Source organism: Cupriavidus sp. GW823-FHT06D04 (assembly GCF_058795055.1).
Genome location: NZ_JBXAHL010000029.1, coordinates 1 through 16,378 on the forward strand (window position 1 = coordinate 1; position 16,378 = coordinate 16,378).

17 protein-coding genes and 5 pseudogenes are annotated in these 16,378 nt (G+C 63.4%); 3 read left to right on the forward strand and 19 right to left on the reverse strand.

The window, feature by feature from the left end:
* From AC1Q7H_RS27855 to AC1Q7H_RS27885, 7 genes and pseudogenes are all read right to left on the reverse strand, one after another.
* Positions 1–907: pseudogene (locus tag AC1Q7H_RS27855) on the reverse strand (H-NS family nucleoid-associated regulatory protein); the annotation flags it as partial.
* A gap of 94 nt (positions 908–1,001) precedes the next feature.
* Positions 1,002–1,757, reverse strand: a pseudogene (locus AC1Q7H_RS27860) (DNA-binding protein); the annotation flags it as partial.
* A 177-nt stretch (positions 1,758–1,934) separates the two neighbouring features.
* Positions 1,935–2,513 carry a GIY-YIG nuclease family protein gene (locus AC1Q7H_RS27865; RefSeq protein ID WP_492381944.1) on the reverse strand — a complete coding sequence of 193 codons (579 nt, stop codon included), beginning with the start codon at positions 2,511–2,513 and terminating at the stop codon, positions 1,935–1,937.
* A 106-nt stretch (positions 2,514–2,619) separates the two neighbouring features.
* Positions 2,620–2,888: pseudogene (locus AC1Q7H_RS27870) on the reverse strand (H-NS histone family protein).
* A gap of 63 nt (positions 2,889–2,951) precedes the next feature.
* Entirely contained in the window at positions 2,952–3,656 is a 705-nt protein-coding gene (locus AC1Q7H_RS27875; protein ID WP_492381945.1) for a dienelactone hydrolase family protein, read from the reverse strand.
* Positions 3,657–3,747: 91 nt separating this feature from the next.
* Positions 3,748–3,894 (reverse strand): annotated as a pseudogene (locus AC1Q7H_RS27880) (H-NS family nucleoid-associated regulatory protein); the annotation flags it as partial.
* Positions 3,883–4,055: pseudogene (locus tag AC1Q7H_RS27885) on the reverse strand (DNA-binding protein); the annotation flags it as partial. The pseudogenes AC1Q7H_RS27880 and AC1Q7H_RS27885, both read right to left, overlap by 12 nt.
* A 421-nt stretch (positions 4,056–4,476) precedes the next feature.
* On the opposite strand from AC1Q7H_RS27885, the gene AC1Q7H_RS27890 reads away from it, so the two are divergent.
* The 3 genes from AC1Q7H_RS27890 (at position 4,477) to AC1Q7H_RS27900 (ending at position 5,259) form a co-directional block, all read left to right on the forward strand.
* The gene (locus tag AC1Q7H_RS27890) at positions 4,477–4,584 is read left to right on the forward strand and encodes an enoyl-CoA hydratase-related protein (RefSeq protein ID WP_492382016.1); all 108 of its coding nucleotides are present in this window, start codon (positions 4,477–4,479) and stop codon (positions 4,582–4,584) included.
* A gap of 102 nt (positions 4,585–4,686) precedes the next feature.
* Positions 4,687–5,028 (forward strand): porin, encoded by a 342-nt coding sequence (locus AC1Q7H_RS27895; protein WP_492381946.1) that lies wholly within the window; start codon positions 4,687–4,689, stop codon positions 5,026–5,028.
* A 66-nt stretch (positions 5,029–5,094) separates the two neighbouring features.
* Positions 5,095–5,259, forward strand: a complete 165-nt coding sequence (locus tag AC1Q7H_RS27900; RefSeq protein WP_492381947.1) for a hypothetical protein — start codon at positions 5,095–5,097, stop codon at positions 5,257–5,259.
* Between the two features lie 6 nt (positions 5,260–5,265).
* On the opposite strand, the gene AC1Q7H_RS27905 is transcribed toward AC1Q7H_RS27900, so the two are convergent.
* The 12 genes from AC1Q7H_RS27905 to AC1Q7H_RS27960 form a co-directional block, all read right to left on the reverse strand.
* A complete protein-coding gene (locus AC1Q7H_RS27905) occupies positions 5,266–5,931 on the reverse strand; it encodes a GntR family transcriptional regulator (RefSeq protein WP_349606202.1) in 666 nt (221 codons plus the stop codon).
* Positions 5,932–5,963: 32 nt separating this feature from the next.
* Positions 5,964–7,211, reverse strand: coding sequence for an MFS transporter (locus tag AC1Q7H_RS27910; protein WP_492381948.1), 1,248 nt, complete (start codon positions 7,209–7,211; stop codon positions 5,964–5,966).
* A 323-nt stretch (positions 7,212–7,534) separates the two neighbouring features.
* Positions 7,535–9,070: an MmgE/PrpD family protein gene (locus AC1Q7H_RS27915; protein WP_492381949.1), complete on the reverse strand. Its 1,536-nt coding sequence runs from the start codon at positions 9,068–9,070 to the stop codon at positions 7,535–7,537.
* Between the two features lie 226 nt (positions 9,071–9,296).
* The gene (gene dctP, locus AC1Q7H_RS27920; RefSeq protein WP_492381950.1) at positions 9,297–10,367 is read right to left on the reverse strand and encodes a TRAP transporter substrate-binding protein DctP; all 1,071 of its coding nucleotides are present in this window, start codon (positions 10,365–10,367) and stop codon (positions 9,297–9,299) included.
* On the reverse strand, positions 10,364–10,558 hold the full coding sequence (locus tag AC1Q7H_RS27925; protein WP_492381951.1) for a hypothetical protein: 195 nt from the start codon (positions 10,556–10,558) through the stop codon (positions 10,364–10,366). The genes dctP and AC1Q7H_RS27925 overlap by 4 nt, the downstream gene beginning before the upstream one ends.
* A gap of 222 nt (positions 10,559–10,780) precedes the next feature.
* Positions 10,781–10,969, reverse strand: a complete 189-nt coding sequence (locus AC1Q7H_RS27930) for a hypothetical protein (RefSeq protein ID WP_492381952.1) — start codon at positions 10,967–10,969, stop codon at positions 10,781–10,783.
* A 14-nt stretch (positions 10,970–10,983) separates the two neighbouring features.
* On the reverse strand, positions 10,984–11,481 hold the full coding sequence (locus AC1Q7H_RS27935) for a hypothetical protein (protein ID WP_349606169.1): 498 nt from the start codon (positions 11,479–11,481) through the stop codon (positions 10,984–10,986).
* Between the two features lie 48 nt (positions 11,482–11,529).
* Positions 11,530–12,702 carry a mandelate racemase/muconate lactonizing enzyme family protein gene (locus AC1Q7H_RS27940; RefSeq protein ID WP_492381953.1) on the reverse strand — a complete coding sequence of 391 codons (1,173 nt, stop codon included), beginning with the start codon at positions 12,700–12,702 and terminating at the stop codon, positions 11,530–11,532.
* A gap of 83 nt (positions 12,703–12,785) precedes the next feature.
* Complete coding sequence (locus AC1Q7H_RS27945; RefSeq protein ID WP_492381954.1) at positions 12,786–12,977, reverse strand: hypothetical protein; 192 nt, start codon at positions 12,975–12,977, stop codon at positions 12,786–12,788.
* Positions 12,974–13,339: a hypothetical protein gene (locus tag AC1Q7H_RS27950; RefSeq protein WP_492381955.1), complete on the reverse strand. Its 366-nt coding sequence runs from the start codon at positions 13,337–13,339 to the stop codon at positions 12,974–12,976. Before AC1Q7H_RS27950 ends, AC1Q7H_RS27945 begins: the two co-directional genes overlap by 4 nt.
* A 50-nt stretch (positions 13,340–13,389) precedes the next feature.
* Positions 13,390–14,757, reverse strand: coding sequence for an MFS transporter (locus AC1Q7H_RS27955; RefSeq protein ID WP_492381956.1), 1,368 nt, complete (start codon positions 14,755–14,757; stop codon positions 13,390–13,392).
* 45 nt (positions 14,758–14,802) lie between these two features.
* A complete protein-coding gene (locus AC1Q7H_RS27960) occupies positions 14,803–16,374 on the reverse strand; it encodes an FAD-dependent oxidoreductase (protein WP_492381957.1) in 1,572 nt (523 codons plus the stop codon).
* Positions 16,375–16,378 lie beyond the last annotated feature (4 nt).

A 16,378-nucleotide genomic window follows, 5' to 3' on the forward strand; every position in this document is an offset into this window, starting at 1 on the left:
GGGTTGGGGTTTCGTGAGTCATGACTTCCGGAGCGGCAACTTCAGCTAGCATTTTCGGCTTCCGACCGCGCTTCGGGGTCCGCGTCTCTTCCGGCGCAACTTCCGGAGCGGCAGTTTCGGTGAGCGCTTTCGGCTTTCGACCGCGCTTCGGGCCCCGCGTCTCTTCCGGCGCAGCTTCCGGAGCGGCAGTTTCGGTGAGCGCTTTCGGCTTCCGACCGCGCTTCGGGGCCCGCGTCTCTTCAGGCGCAACTTCCGGAGCGGCAGTTTCGGTGAGCGCTTTCGGCTTCCGACCGCGCTTCGGGGCCCGCGTCTCTTCCGGCGCAGCTTCCGGGGCGGCAGTTTCGGTGAGCGCTTTCGGCTTCCGACCGCGCTTCGGGGCCCGCGTCTCTTCCGGCGCAGCTTCCGGAGCTGGGGCGTAAAGCGGTGCGACCGGGGCGGCCGTTTCGGTCAGTTCGTCCTGGGCGGCAGATTCCGTCGGTTCGTCCGTGGCCAGGACTTCAACCGGAGCTTCGGCCACGGCTTCAGTGGTCGCTTCCGAGGGCATGGCTTCAATAAGTGCTTCCGGCGCGTCAGATCCAGTCAACGTTTCCGAGGCGGCAGCTTCCCTCGATGCTTCCGGTGCCACGTCTTCCGTTGAAGCGTCCGGGGCTGCGTAAGGCCGCCGGCGCCGATATGACACGGTCGCCGTCGGGCCGCTATCCCGGCTTGTCGACCAGAAGTCCAAGCGTTGGGCCTGAGTGTCAACGCTGCCACTACCGACGCCAGCACCACTGGCTTCACCACTGACGGGATCCGCGTCGCGCATCGCCTCAGCGATGGGAAGCTCCATCTGACCAAGTCCGTCCGTCGCATTGCTCACGACAAGGGGTTCAACCACTTGCTCTGGGGCCAATTCGTTCTCCTTCATTGAAGTCACTGCACGTGCAGACGCTTCCTTATCCCATGGACGGTGAGACCTTGTCTCTTGCGTGTCGTTCGCTTCAGCGGATCGCGTCCCCCGCTCAGTCTTTGCTGTCATCGCTGCCGTCCTTGCCTTCGTCCTGATTGTTGGGTAGCGCCGCCCCCGGCTCGTCGCCCTGTTCTTCGCCCAGCTCATCCTGCGGAGCGTCCCCCTGACCGTCGCCCTGCTCTTCCGGCGCGGTCGCCGCCGAACTGCCGCCCTTGCGCCGCCTTCCACCAGCGCCACCGCCGTCGCGTTCGCGCGGCGCGACGCGCAGGGTGGCCAGCAGCTGACGCGCGAGCGCCGCTTCCGCTTCGCTGCGCTCGGCCCGGCGCTGCGCCGCCGCGAGTTCCGCCTGCACGGTGTCCAGGTCGCCCGCCGCCTTGCGTTGCGCCTGCTCGGCCACTGCGAGCCGCTCGGCCAGCGCCACGGCCTGCGCTTCCAGCTTGGCACGGCCCTCCGCCTGCGCCACCGCGGCATCACGCGCCTCGCTGCGTGCCACCGCCAGTTCGGCGCGCAGGTCTTCGGCCGTGCGCTCGCTCTTCTGGCGCGCGGTGCGCTCCGCGTCCAGTTCGCGCAAGCTGCGACGCTCGCTGGCTTCGGCGCGTTCCTGCGCGAGCGTCACCGCCTCGCGCGCCCGCTCGAGCTCCGTCGAGAATTGGGTGCGCAAGGCGTCCAGCTGGCGCCGACCCGCCTCGAGTTCCGTCCGCCCCGCCTCGAGCCGGGCCTCCGCGCGCAGCGTGGCCAGTTCCGCCGTCGCGGCCTCGTTGGCCGACTGCCAGATGGTCTGCACCGCCTCGGCGGCGATCTGCTTGAGGGGGTAATCGTCCTTTTGCTGTAGATTGATACGGCGACCGTCCGGAAAGCCGCTTGCAGCAAGGCTCTCCGACTTCCCTTTATATCGAAAATTTCAACTCTTTCGCAAGTCGTTGATTCACAAGAAATTTGGGAGCGCGACCGTGTCAATTTACAGCAAGAGGACGATCACCCCGCCTCAGGCTGTCCAAACAGGAAGGGAACGGGCATTCTCCCTAGCGATTCGCCTGAGTTCCGACAGCACGACGTGAAACGCATGGGTCTTGTTCATTTCGAGATTGAGAGGGAGAGCCACATCACCGATTAGTTTGCGCTCGAGAATCCACGGATCTTCGATTGCATGCCACGCAACGAATGCGTTCTCCCACATCCAGCGCGAGAGCACCTGCTCCCCATCGGCAAACGTGAGTCGCGTTCCACTACCTACCCGGCGCAGTTCAATTCCAAGTTGCTTTGAGAGCAAGCAACCCAAGGTCAAGCGCAATGTGGAGCCTTCCGCATTGCCCCGATAGTGATACTGCACCCGGTGCCGCAGGCGCTGTCGGCTGGCCGGCTTGCCATTCAGCGGAGCCGCGCGAGGCGATATCCCGATGTATAGAAGCGTCAGGTCACCAACGCGAATGCAGTCACTGGTTGGAACTCCGGCCGGAACCTGCTTGAAATACCATGCATACAGCCCCGGCTCTCGCGGGACGGGACATGGTTTCGAAAGCACTTCTTCGCGCGACCATATGCGGGACGGACTTGACAGGTTCAAACAATCCTCCAGGGGCCTTCAATACACGGGCAAGCTAAGATACGGTAAATCGGCTATCACAAGGGGCATTGCACGCCTCGCTATTGAAGCCAGATAGTCTACGGTGCTATCCAACCCGGAAAAACTCCACCGACTGCCCCGCATTGACCGCCCGCCGCAGCCAGTCGGGCATCCCGCCCTGCCCGTCCCAACTCTGCCCCGCGGCGTTGCGGTAGCAGACCACTGGCGGTGGCGCGGGTGCGGGTGGCGGCGGGGGCGGAGGCGGCGGCGGATCGAGGCACCCCGCCGCTGTCAGCTCCTCCATGGTCAGCCCATAGTCGGCCATCTCCGCCTAAATTCAGCGGATTGCCCCGCCCGCTCAGTTTTCACTGTCACGTTGCCGTCGCTGCCGTCGTCCGGGTTCAGGGCGGCCTGGCCGCAGACGGGATGCTTCCCGCCTCAGCGCCAAAGGTGGCGCGCGAAGAACGTCAGCGTGCGGTCCCAGGCGACCTGCGCCCAAGCGGCGTCGTACTGGGTACCGGCGATGCGGCCGTCGCCGATGGCTTCCTCGTTGGCAAAGGCATGGTGCGCGAGGTAACGGTGGAACGTCGAGTCGACGCCGCCGGCGCGCAGCTTCTCCTCGAGCTTGTCGAAGTTTTCGGCCGCAAAGAACGCGTCCTGCGTGGCCGAGTGGACGAGCACCGGCGCCTTAATATTGGCAGGGTCGATGGCTTCCAGCGGCGGCATGCCGTAGAACGGCACACCTGCCTTCAACTCGGGGATGGCGTTCAGCGACAGCAGCGTCAGCGCGCCACCCATGCAAAAGCCAGTGATACCGATGCGGCTGCTCAGGGTGCCGAGGTACTGCACAGCGCCGCGGATGTCATGCGCCACGGCGTCGCCGAAGTTCAGCTTGGACATCAGGTGGTGGGCCTCTTCCTGCTCGACCGTGCTGGCGCCGCGGTAGAGGTCCGGCACTAGCGCGTAGTAGCCGGCACGCCCAAGGCGGTCGGCCACGCCGCGAATCTGGTTGTTCAGGCCCCACCACTCCTGGACAACGATGATTGCCGGGGCGCCGTCGGTGCGATCCGGCTTCGCAAGGTAGCCGTTGACCGACTGGCCGTCGGGACGGATGAACGAGACGGTCTGACCGATGTGTCGCATGATTGGCTGCTCCTGTCGTTTGCTGTGGACCAGATGGGCCGGATGATAGCGCAAGGGAGGTGTCGGCAGCGGCAAGCGGCGAACCCGGCGACTATGCGCCCCGGAAAAACTCCACCGACTGCCCCGCATTGACCGCCCGCCGCAGCGAGTCGGGCATGTCGCCCTGCCCCTCCCGACTCTGCCCCGCGGCGTTGCGGTAGCAGACCACTGGCGGTGACGCTGGGGCCGGCGGCGTTGGCCGCCTGCCAGATGATCTGCACCGCCCCCGACGCGATGTCCTTCAGCGCATCCGGCAAGTCGGGATGGTCGATGGTAACGCGCGTGCGCCCGCGCAGTTCCTGCCAGAACGCCTGCAACCACCTCGTCGGGCGTGCCCATCCTGCCCTTGCGCACCAGGCTGCTTGGTCCGCTATGATGAACTCACGAACCACAGAGGGAAGGCGCAATGGCTTCAAAACTGATCCACTACATCATGAGTCAACGCTTTCAAGACGTTGTCGGACGCGGTATCGAGCAAGCCGTGGCCAGGACGCGTGCGTCAGGCTTGACTCCGGCAGGCGATCTGAACATAAAGCCGAGCGCTGCTCCTACGACGACTGTCATCGTTGAAGCTGTCCCTTCCGCAAAGCCCGTACGCACGCAACGCTATCGAAAAATTGATACATAAGTGGTGCTATGTCAAATATCGTGGCAGGGGAGCGCCTTTTTTCCTGGACGGTTCAACTGGAGCTTCGTGCAGAAAACCAGAATTAGCCGGACTACGCGCGCTTTTGCTGAACTGGAAATCCGGAATTAGACTGGACACCGGGCGTTGTACCCGTTGGCGACGGCGCCGCTACCGGTGGTTGCGGCAGTCAATGGTCCGGTGGGAGGCGCCGGCATCGGGTTAGCTCTGTGCGCGGATTTTGGGCTTGCAGCGGAATTGTAGAGGGTTGCGGCGGCATCTACGCGCTGCGAGGCGGGCCATACGGCAAGCTCGGCCTTCCGTTGAGCCGAATGGGCCAACTGGGACCGCTTCAACGGCATCGCCGTGTCCAACGTGGTCAAGTACGTCACGCCCGACTGGAACGGGCTCTCGGCCGGGGCGATGCATGCCTTCGGCGAGCAGCCAGGCGCGGGCAGACGCGAAGCCGGCGAATCCGCTTTTCTGCGTTATGCCAATGGGTCGTTCGCCGCGGGCGTTGGCTATACGCGGATCCGGATTCCCACGGTCAATGCCGGACGGGACGGCGCCGCCATTGCGGCCGCGGGGGCGCGCTATCAATTCGGCAACTGGCGCCTGAACGGCCTCTACTCTTCTGTCCGCAATACGTTCACGAGCGCTGCCGTCCATGCGGTGGAACTCGGGGCGGCCGGTTTCTATTCGCCGTAGGTGTTCGGCTTCAGCATCGAGCGGATGCAGGGGAATGGCGGCGTCGACCATGCGTGGGCGAATCAGTTGAACTTGCAAGGCTCGTACTTCCTGAGCACGCGCACCTACGTCTACCTGATGGCTGTCCTGCAGCGCACCAATTCCTGCGCCCGCGCCACGATCAATACCCTTGCGCCCTCCTCCGACAACCGGCAGGACGTCTATCGGCTTGGCATCACCACGCTGTTCTGAAGCCGGCTACAGCCCGCGCGCTCCGATCGTCGCCAGCATGGACGTCAGGATCTTTTCGCGCTCGCGTTCGAAGCCGTGGATCAATTGCCCGCGGTCCCTTTTGGACATGGCCGACACCAGCGTGTGCTCCAGGTGTGCGCTTAGGTGCTCGCCCGGCATCCTCACCTCCGAGGCCAGGGCCCGATACCGGTCGGTCAGCCTGATCAGGCGAATCGCCTCGCGCCGCAGGATTTTGTCCGGCGACAGGTCGAAGAGCAACGCATAGAAGTTCTGGTACTCGTCGATCCACTCCGCACGCTGGCCCGCGTCCAGATAGGTGTCGAGCCGCTCCAGCATCGCCTTCAGCGCCTTCATCTGCGCACTGTCCGGCCAGACGACCGTCTGCAGCAGTTCTCGCTCCAGCAGAAACCGGTAGCGGTAGAGTTGTCGGGCTTCGTCGGTGGACAACGGCGCGACAAAGAAGCCGCGGTTGGGATCGTGTTCGATGATCCCTTCAGCCGCCAACAGCTTGAGCGCCTCGCGCACCGGTACGCGGCTGATGCCGAACCGGTCGGCCAGGTCCGATTGACGTAATTGCAGGCCGGGCGCCAGGGCGCCGCGATTGATCAGCTTGCGGATCTGCCCGGCGATCTGGGCCGGCAGATCGACACCTTTGACTTCGAGAGGGTTCATGTTCAGCATCGGTTGGACGAAGATGCCTGTGCTCAGGACAGGTTCATGCGACTGTACACCGGCCGGACCTGCTCGCGCATGGTCGCGACGTTCGCCATGTACATCACCGAAGCAAGCAGCAGCGCCACGCCGCAAGCCGTCAGCGCCGCCGGCGTGCCGACATGCTCCGCCGCCCAGCCCCAGAACAAGGCACCCACGGGCGATACACCCAGGAACGCCACCACATACAGGGACGCCACCCTTCCGCGAAGGCCGTCGGGCGCGGCAAGCTGGATCAGGGTATTGACCGATGCCGCCACTAGCATGGTTCCCATGCCGACGAGGAACAGCATGAAAAAGGCCATCCATACCATCGGCGCCATGGCGAAGCCGATAGTGGCAAGCGCGGCCATGACCGAGGCGATGCCGATCAGCGCCAGCAGCCAGTTCACGCCGCGACGCGTTGCCAGGTAAAGCATGCCTGCCAGCGCACCCAGACCCGCCGCCCCGAGCAGCATGCCCAGGGTGCGGGAGTCGCCGTGGAAGCGCTCCCGCACGAACCACGGCATCATGGCGGCATGGGTCTGGATGGTAAAGCTCATTGTCGCGAGCAGCCACAGGCTGTTCCGGCACGGCGTGAAACGGTGCGCGTAGCGGAGTCCGCCCGCGAACTGCCTGAGCCACGGCTCGGGCGCCGCTTTGCTCGGCGCGGGGGCTAGCCGCATGGCCCGCAGCGCGGCAATGATCGCGAAGCGCAGGATCGCGTTGGCCGCGAAGGCCCACACCTGGCCGAAGGTCGCGATGAGGGCGCCGGCTAGCGTCGGCCCCACGAAGCGGGCCCCCGCCATCACGCTGGAATTAAGTGCGATGGCGTTGGCGAGGTCTTCCTTCCGGTCGACCATCTGCGACAGCAAGGATTGCCGTGCCGGCGAATCGAATGCGTTGACGATACCGAGTACGAGATTGGCCAGCACGATATGCCACGGCCGCAGCAGGCCGGTGGCCACGAGGGCCAGCATCACCACCGACTGCGCGCACGCAACGGCGTTCGCTGCAATCAGCACGCGCCGGGTATCCAGGCGGTCGAGCAGCGGTCCCGTCACCGGCGCCATCAGCAGGAAGGGAATCTGCAGCGCGAATGCCGCGAGGCCGAGGACCAGCGTCGAACCGGATAACGCATAGGCGAGCCAGGAAGTGGCGATCAACTGCTGCCAGTTTCCGACTTGCGCTGCGCCCTGCCCGACCATGAACAGCCTGAAGCTAGGATAGGACAAGGCGCGAAGGCCGTGAGGTAGCTGCATAGGAAGCTTGCGAAAAATCGAGCATCGCTCAAAAAAGAGAGCGGCAGTGGGCCATCCGGGCCGCCGCCACTCAACCGAGCATCAGAAGTCGTAGCTTGTTATGGCGTACCGGGATTACGTATTGCAGCCGCGGCTATCCCGGACAATCGTCACGATCAGGAAAAGCCACGACACGCCCAGAGCGAAATAGTCGAAGTTCCGCAGCGGACGCTTGGGCCGGTACACCACCACGTCTTTCTCTTTCCTCCGCGCGCTGCTCGTCCGGTTTCGGCAGTTGCTCCTGAAGGCAAAGCCTTCAGGAGCATTTTCAATGCAAGGAAAAATCAGAGGCTTTTGCCTGGGCTAACAAGACGACGCGGAATGTCAGCAGCAGAGCCGAGCGACTCCAGGCCATTAATCATGGCCATCAGTTGCCTGGCGGCGTCAACTTTCATTCCGCCATACGACATGCAGTCGAGGAACTTCTGCCCGAACTCTGCGCTGCTCAGAGGATTTCGTGGCTCCCCCTTTGCTACGGCCACTGTGCGCGAAATCTTTTTACCGTTCCTCAGCTCTACTTCGATACGCGTGGCGCCCGGTCCGCCCCCTTTCCGTACCAGGGAAGTATCTTCCCGCGAGTTGATGCGCTGTGCCATCTCCCGGATATCTGCACGCTGGATGCCCCGGTCAGTGAAGTGTCGCAGTGAGACTTCCCCGTCGACAAATGCGGTTGCGATTACCCAAGGGTTGCTGAACTGGGCATCCACGACGGTCTGAGGATTGCGCTTCTTCTCGATGGGGGAGGCAAGCAGGGAATACTCGCCGGGACCGTTATACACCGTCACATTCGCCACATCCTGCGCCGCAAACTTGTGCTCAGCGCGCAGTCCGAGTGCACCTTCGACGGCAGTGTGGCTGCCGCGGCAGGACGGCCAGGGCTTGAATGCCGTGTCCGTAATGGAAAATTTTTTTCCCAAACCGTCGAGCAGAATGTCTCGCGAGTAATCCCCATGATGGTACTGCACAAAGAAGCCCTTTTTCCCTTCCAGGATGTGCCGAGGGCCGGTAATGCCCAGACGTGCCAGGCGCGCGGCATTGATCCCGGTGGATGAGGCGAATCCCGGGCCCATGCGCTTGGTCAGTGCGCCATCGAGGTGAGTCTGCGCGTTTCCTGCGGCCTGGTGAAAGGAGATTCCGGTCGCATACACTGTCTGTTCCGGGGTCAGCCCGAGCATGCGGCTGGCAAGGATCGCGGTTGTGAAATAACCATACAGGGTGGTATTGTGCCAACCAATGGCAAGTCCATCCTTACCTGGCTGCGCGGCGAGCGCCAGACGGCAGCCAACATCCACGGCAGCCGCAATCCCAGCAATCAGTTCTTTGCCAGTAACGGAAGGCGCGATTTCGGACAGGGTCAAAGCCGCAGGCACCGTAATGACTGCCGCATGCAGGTAAGCGGGCTCATAGATGTCATCGTAATCGAGCGCATGGCTCATCGTCCCATTCACCAGTGCTGCGTTCTGCGCCGGCACTTTGCGGTTCGTACCCCAGACCGTGCTCTCCGCCTTGCCGGCCATTTCCCTCACGTGTGCCCTCAACTGTTCCACGCCCGGTGCATTGATCGCAGCATACGAAACGCCGATCGTGTCAAGAATCTGCATCTTAGTGAAATTGATGACTTCCTGTGACAAGTCTTCGTAACGAGTGGACAGGGCGAAATTCACCAAGTCGACGATTGCATCCTGTCCGCCATTTTGAGCGCCGACCAGTGCCGAGGTAGCAGGACGATCGGGGGATGCTGCCAATGCGCGCGCCGGTGCGGCTGACACCGTGCCAGCCAGAGCGGAAACCTGCAAGAACCTTCTACGCGTAGTGCTCATGCTCTCCTCCTATGGGTTGGTTACTCTTATTGCAAGCAGCACAGGATTGCTCTTTTGGGACCCATCCCGGGAACAACCCGGAATGGCTGCATCAAGGCTAAAAATGTTCACACCGACCATGACATCCGGGCTGCCCGGTAAGGAACCGCTTCCAACCCACCGGGGCGCACTTCAGCGAAGCAGCTTGGTTCGTCGGACCACTAGCTTTAGCTTGAGCCGAAGTCCTTCACTGCGATGCACGATGTTCGCCTGCGTAAAGCTCCTGTAGCGCGATGTCATGGCGACGTAGCACGCTATGTCGGACCATACTAGAGCGTTGGCTCAGTACCTCCCACTGGCCACCCTCCAGCTTATGAATCCGCATCCCCTTTATTTGCAGTTCCGACAGCAGCTTCGTTTCGGCCAAGCGCGCCTGCTCGCGTTGGAAAACGCCCGCTTCCATGGCGGAGTCCCGCAACAGCGCACGATCGGCCTCTGGCAGGCTTGCCCAGAAGCGGGCGTTGGCGAGCAATACCATCGCACTGTAGGAATGCCGTGTAAGGGTGAGATGGTGCTGAACGTCATACAGCTTGCCGAGCATGATCTGTGAGCAAAAATTGTCCTGGGCCTGGACACGTCCCGATCGCAATGCCGCGGCCAGCTGTGCGAACGGCATCGGCACAGGATGGGTGCCAATGGCCAGATAGCTGTCCACGAAAATCGAAGCAGGCAGCGTGCGTACCGTCAAGCCAATGAAATCTTCGGCCTTGCGCAGCGGAACGTTCGAGGTCGTGAAGTGCCGGAACCCGTTCTCCCACCACGCCAGCCCGACGAGTCCATGCTGACCCAGACGGTCGAGCAGCGTGGAGCCGAACCTGCCGAGCAAAAGCGCGTCGGCCTGCCGCTCGTGGCGAATCGAAAAGGGAAGGTCGATCAAGCCGAAGGCCGGCTCGATGTCGGCAAGACCGATCGTTGCCTGCAGCATTAACTCCGGAGCGGCTGTATCCGCGGCGCGCAATGCGGCGATCTGCGCCGAGGGTGGTGCCGACATCGCCGGCACCACCCGTACCACCATCCGGCCTTGGCTACCTGCTGCCACCAGCCTTGCGAATTCGTGCATTCCGGCATGCACCGGATCGCCGCTGTCGCCATCGGCACGATAGTCGCCAATACGGATGATGCGTGGCCCGGCCCCGTCGGCGGCTTGCGCCCGATCCACCATCCCAGCCACCAGCACACACACCGCACTGGCAATTGCCAGAACGAGGGCAACACCCCCTGCCAAGCGGCGTGCCGCCGGACGTCTTGTCTTGTTCATGTCTCCTCCGTTGCCCTCGCTGGAGCGAGCGCATGGCATATCGGCAGCCGCAAAAGGTAATTCCCTAAAACACGTTGTTGTCCGCTTCGCGTTGCGCCGTGTATATAGATCGTCTGCAGTCCCCGCGCTTCGATCACCAACAGCATCGATGCCATGATCGCCTTGCGTTCGCGCTCGTAGGCATCCAGCAACTGTTCCCTACTCCGCTTGCGGAGGGCCTTGAGCAAAGCGTGCTCAAGATTTGCCTGCAGGTGTTGGCCAGAACTCCAGGTACTGGTCTATCCATTCCGCGCGCTCCAGCAAATAACGATAGCAGCGGAGTTGCCGGGCCTCGTCGGCGGACAACGGCGCCACGAAGAACCCGGCGATTCGGATTGTGCTCGATGATGCTTTCGGCAATACCTTAATGGGACTTATGGTTTGTTGCGGCGGTTGTCCCGGATGATTGTCACGATCAGGTAAAGCCACGAAACGCCGAGCGCGAAATAGTCAAAGTTCCGCAACGGGCGATATTCCGCATAGCCAAGCCCCGTGGATCCGATGCACGCCGCCACGGAAAGAAACACACACATCCACACGCCAATCCACATGTCTTTTTTCATTGCAAGCTCCTGATTCAGGCATCCGCCCGTTGAACACCGGCAGGTGTCGCGCTACCGTTGCTGCGCGCGCCGACCAGCTTCTTCCATCCGTCCCATAGCCACATTGGCTCGACCTTCGCCTGCAGCACAGATGCGAAATAGCCGCCATAGGCCAGCAGCAATACGCCGTTCATAAACAGCTCCTGTGGTCCCGTGAAGAGCTGGCGCGGCGTGGCCACGATAAAGGTGTTCAGCCAGAAGATATTCATGGTGGCCGGCATTTCCAGCATCAGTGCCAGCAACACGCCGCGATTGGTCAGCAGCATGATGCCGAATACGCACTCCATGTACTTGATTATCTGGAAGATGTAGATGTTCTTCGCCGCATCGACATAGGCACCGCCGGGGCCCGGAATCTCCGGAACGTACGAGGTCAGGATGTAACGGGCGCCCGAATAGAACAGATGGGCGCCAAAATAGATCCGTAGCCACAAGATCGCGTACTTCCACGGGGATTGATTGGCCGTGCTCATGTGATGTCTCCTTGTTCAAGAAAAATAATCCTTGCGGGATCGAGTGCCCTACAGGTCAACCACCCGAGCCGGCCGGCCCTCGGTGCGGATCTGCGCCAGCAGCGCTTCGTTCAGATCCACGCCGAGGCCCGGGCCGTCGCCGGGGGATACATGGCCGCGATGGAAGCGCGCGCCTTGCAGGCCGAGGTCCGCCCCATTCGGAATGTCCTCACTGTTCCAGACGCCGTGCACCGCGAGCGGGCCGGTGCTCTCGCTGATGAACTGGCAGGCCCACTGGTTCGATACCCACAAGTGGGCCGTCGGGCAAGCTTCCACGCCAGAGCCGATCAGCGTGCTGCATATCACCGGCAGATCGAGCATCTGTGCGACGGCAAGAAAGCGCTGGGCCTTCAGCAGCCCACCCACCTTCTGCACCTTCAGCACCACGCCATCGGCGGCACGGCGCTCGGCGATCTCTTTCAGGTGATGCAGTTCCTGCGCGGCTTCGTCGGCGTAAAGCGGCGTCCCAACGCATTGGCGCAGGCGTGCCAGCCCCTCGAAGTCCCAATGCGGTAGCGGTTGCTCGATGAAGTCGAGCTGGTACGGGTCCATGCGCCGGATCGTGCGCAGCGCCTGCTCGTAGTTCCACGAGCCGTTTGCGTCCAGGCAGATGCGCGCCCGCTCGCCCAGCGCCTCGCGTACAGCGGCCGCCGTTGCCACGTCGTTGTCGAACGTACCGCGGCCGACCTTTAGCTTGAACGCCTCGAATCCCGCTTCCCGCGCCAGCAGGGCAGCCTCGGCAACCTGCTGCGGCTCGCCGGCGGACAGCACCCAGCCCAACGGCGCGGACTCGCGCGTGCGGCCCCCCAGCAGTTGGTAGACCGGCACGCCGAACGCCTTGCCCTTGAGGTCATGCAGCGCGCAGTCGACCAGCGCCTTGGCCTGGTTGTTGTCGCGCGCCAGCGTATCCATGGCGCCAACGATCTTCTCGATGTTGCGCGGGTCTTCGCCTAGCAGGATCCGCCGCGCGAAGATGTCGCAGATCATGCTGACCATCGAGGCCTGGCTCTCGCCGCGATACCACGACGACGTGTCGCCGGACTCCGCGATGCCAATCAGGCCGGTGTCGGCATGCAGGCGCAGCAGCAGCGTATCCAGCTTGGTGATGGTGACGTTCGGCAGCCGCAGCGGCTTCTTTAGCGGCATCGACACCGGGATGCACTCGACACGTGTGATCTTCATAATTCTGCGATGGCGGTAAGAGTTATTGGAGCAACGTAGATCTTTTGCGTGCGCTGGGGCTTCCGCTGGCCAGCCACGGGCAGCTAGCCTCTCTTTAACGAGTCCCGGATCATGACGGCCAGCGTCACGATGCCGGCCGCCAGTGGTGGGCCGTAGTCATATAGCCGCAGCGGCCGCGCAAAGAATGTAGTGGATGACAGAATGACGATGACCAGCACCACAGCAACCGCTGCGAGCACAATAAGAAAATCCTTCTTAGTAGTTCCGTTGATCACGCTTCGCTCCTGAGGTTGGGATCTTTACGCCCCGCTAGTCCGTCCCAGAACCAATAAGGTTTACTCTTGATGCGGCAAAGACTTGCGTAGTGGCCACCGTACGCCAGCAACAAGCCGCCGTTAAGCAACAGTTCCTGAATACCGGTGAACAATTGGCGCGGATGTGGCGAGATGAAGAGGTTGAGGTAGACGATGGTGACGCTGATGCCCGCCATGACGATCAAGGCCAGCGGTACCCCCACGTTGAAAAGTAGCATCATCCCGAGCACGACCTCGAGGTATTTGATGACCTGGTAGAAGCCCACATCTGCCATCGCCGCAAGGTAAGGCCCCACTTTTCCGGCTTTGCTGAAGTCCGGCACGAAGTCGAAGATGAGGGTTTATCGAGGGGCAAAGAAATCAGAAACTAGGGTCATTGAGCGGCTTGGCGCCCTTGGCTGCGCAGCGCCTTCGAAACGCGCAACAGCAGAAAAACTGCCAGTGCTACGGCTACCACGTAGCACGTCACGAAGGAATGGCCTAGTGCATTGGGGCCCTCGAAGCATAGTTTCGCCACCAGAGCGATCACGGTGGGCCCGAGCGCGAGCCCAAGCAAGTTGGTGAGGAGGTAGTACAGCGCCGTCAGCTTGCCCATCATGTTGCCCGGGGTGAAATTGGCCATGGTGGCCCCGCCGGCGACGGCGAAGATCACAAAGAAGAAGGTCTGCGCGCCGTAGGCGATGGCGCCGAGCTGGGCACTATGGATCAGCGGGAAGCAGGCGGTGATGAGCGCGGCCACTGCGGTCGAACCGATCGCGACGCGAACCGGTGCGTCGATCCAGCCGCGCTTCTGCAGCTTGTCCGCCACGCTGCCAAAGAACAACAGGCCCAGCGGCGAGGCCACCACGCTGATCGCGCCCAGCGTCTGGCCGATCACGGGACGGCTGGTACCCATCGCGCGGTGGATGATCTCGGGCAGCCACGCCAGTTGGCTGCCGATGGCGATGCCATAGAGGCAGATGGCGATCCACAGCGGCCCATAGACGGCCCGGTTCTGCCACGCAAAGCGCAGCGCGGCCGGATAGGTGACACCCTCCGCCTGCGCTACCGCGTCGCGTCGCGGCGGCTCGCGCAACAGCAACATCACAGCCGCCAGCGGCAGGCCCAGCAGTCCTGGCACGATCAGCACGAATTGCCAGGGCTTCAGGGTACCCAGCAGCGGCACTCCCGCCAGCTTGCCGCTGGCCGCGAACGTCAGCAGGAAGCTGCCGAGCACCAGCGCCAGCCCGCTGCCTAGCAGCGGCCCGATGTTGTAGATGCCGAACGCCAGCCCGCGCCGCTCGGGCGGAAAGGCGTCGCGGATCATCGACGAAGCCGCCGGCGGTAGCATCGCCTCCCCTACGCCCAGGCCGATACGCGCGAGGAACAAGTGCCAGTACGTATTACTTAGCCCGCACAGCATCTGCACGCCGGACCACATCAGGATGGCGCCGCTCAGCAGGTACTTGCGTCGGTACAGGTCGACCAGGTAGCCGGCAGGGATGCCGAGCACGCTGTACAGCAGCATGAACGACAGCCCGAGCAGCCAACTGATTTCGAGGTCGGTGGCGTCCAGATCCTGCTTAATGGGCCCGACCACCAGCGAAATGGCGCCACGGTCGATGAACGACACGATATAGACAAGGGTGAGCACGAACAGCACGACCCAGCCGCCCGGGGCCACCGCCGACTTGGCGGGCGCTGGCGCGGCTACCGCCGACCTGCGGGGCGGCGACTGGATTGTGGTGGGGCTTTCCAACATAGTTGTCTCCGGTTGCGGCTCTTCCGAGCTCTCGTTGTTCAGGCTTCAGCGGTCCCAGGCGGCTTCATCCAGCGCGGCGCGCGCGGCGGTGCGACCCGAAACGATGAACTCCGCGATATCGCCCATCGAGTTGTAGTAAGGCCCCCACAGCGAGCCGCACTCGCCGATGGCGTACAGGCGCGGAATGGGAGCGCCGCGCTGGTCCAGCACGCGCTGGCGTGCATCGTGACGGGGGCCACCGTGCGTGTTGAGGAAGGTGGGCAGCATCGGGCCGATGGCGTAGTACGGCCCCTTGTCCAGCGGAACCAGAAAATTCTTGCGGCCGAAGTCGGTGTCTTCGCCGGCCCCGCATTGCGCGTTGTAGCGCGCCACGGTGGCCTTCAGCGCCTGGGGGTCGAGATGGCCGGCAGGCCACGCGCCCGGCTCGGCCTCCCAGCGGCACTTCAGCGCCAGTTCCTCCAGCGTGTCGGCCTGGATGACCCAGCCCTTCTCCAGCTCGGCGAGGTTATCCTGGCTCCACGGCGGTGTGCGCGAATTCAGCGTCGTCATGGCGGCGCCGCCCGCGCGGACCTTCTCGTCGAAGATATGGAAGGCGGGCACGTTGACGAACTCAGGCACATCGGGATTGGTGGCGAGCCACGTGGCGCGATTGCCGAGCCCGTGGCGCACGTCGGCGGTGTCGGTGGTCTCGTTGTGGAAGCGGCGCGCTTGGCGGTTCACCCAGATCAGGCTGCCGCCGTCCTTGAACGCCCCCGAGTTGTAGCCAAAGCCCGCGACCTTGTTGAGGTCATACGTCACGTAGACCCGCCCGCCGTCCACCTTGATGCCCCAGTTGAGCGGCCCGGCCACGGCGTTCATGTGCCAGAGCTGGGCGCCGACCTCCTGCGCCATGCGGATGCCGTCGCCCGTCAGGTTCGGGCTGCCGAGGAAATGGATCGGGCATGGTGTCAGGTATTGCCGGCACATCTGCTCGTCGAACTCGAAGCCGCCGCTGGCGAGCACCGTCGCCTTGCGCGCCTTGACGGCGATGGTGCGGCCGTCGGCAGTGCGCGCGGTCACGCCGAGAATGGCGCGCGAGATGGGGTCCTGCACGAGTTGCGTGGCCGCCGTATTGCATTGCACGCGCGCGCCATGCTTCTCGGCCACGGCGGCGATGGCGTTATACAGCCCCGCGCCGCCGGGCGCCGCCACCACGCTCATGCCGTGGATGCTGGCGGCGCCCGGCGCGCCCGGAAACTCGGGGAAGAAGCCCGGCGCGCTGAAGGGCTTCGGGTTGTCCTTCAGCGGCAGCTCCAGCTTGTGCTGGAAGGCGGGGATGTCCTTCAGGCCGGCAACGAACGTGCGCAGCACCGACTCATCGGTCTGGCCCGCGCACAGCCAGTTCATGTAGTCGAACGTGCCGGCCTCGTCGGTCGAGGTCATGATGAGCCCGCCTGCGACGCAGACCGAGTTGCCGCCGCCGCGGTCGCCCTTCTCCAGGACCAGCACGTCGGCGCCGGCCTCGGCCGCCGCGAAGGCGAACGTCGCGCCCGCGCCGCCGTATCCGACCACCACCATGTCGGCTTCATCGTCCCACACCGGCGGCGACCAGTTCACTGCATGCTCTTTCTGTTCCATCTTC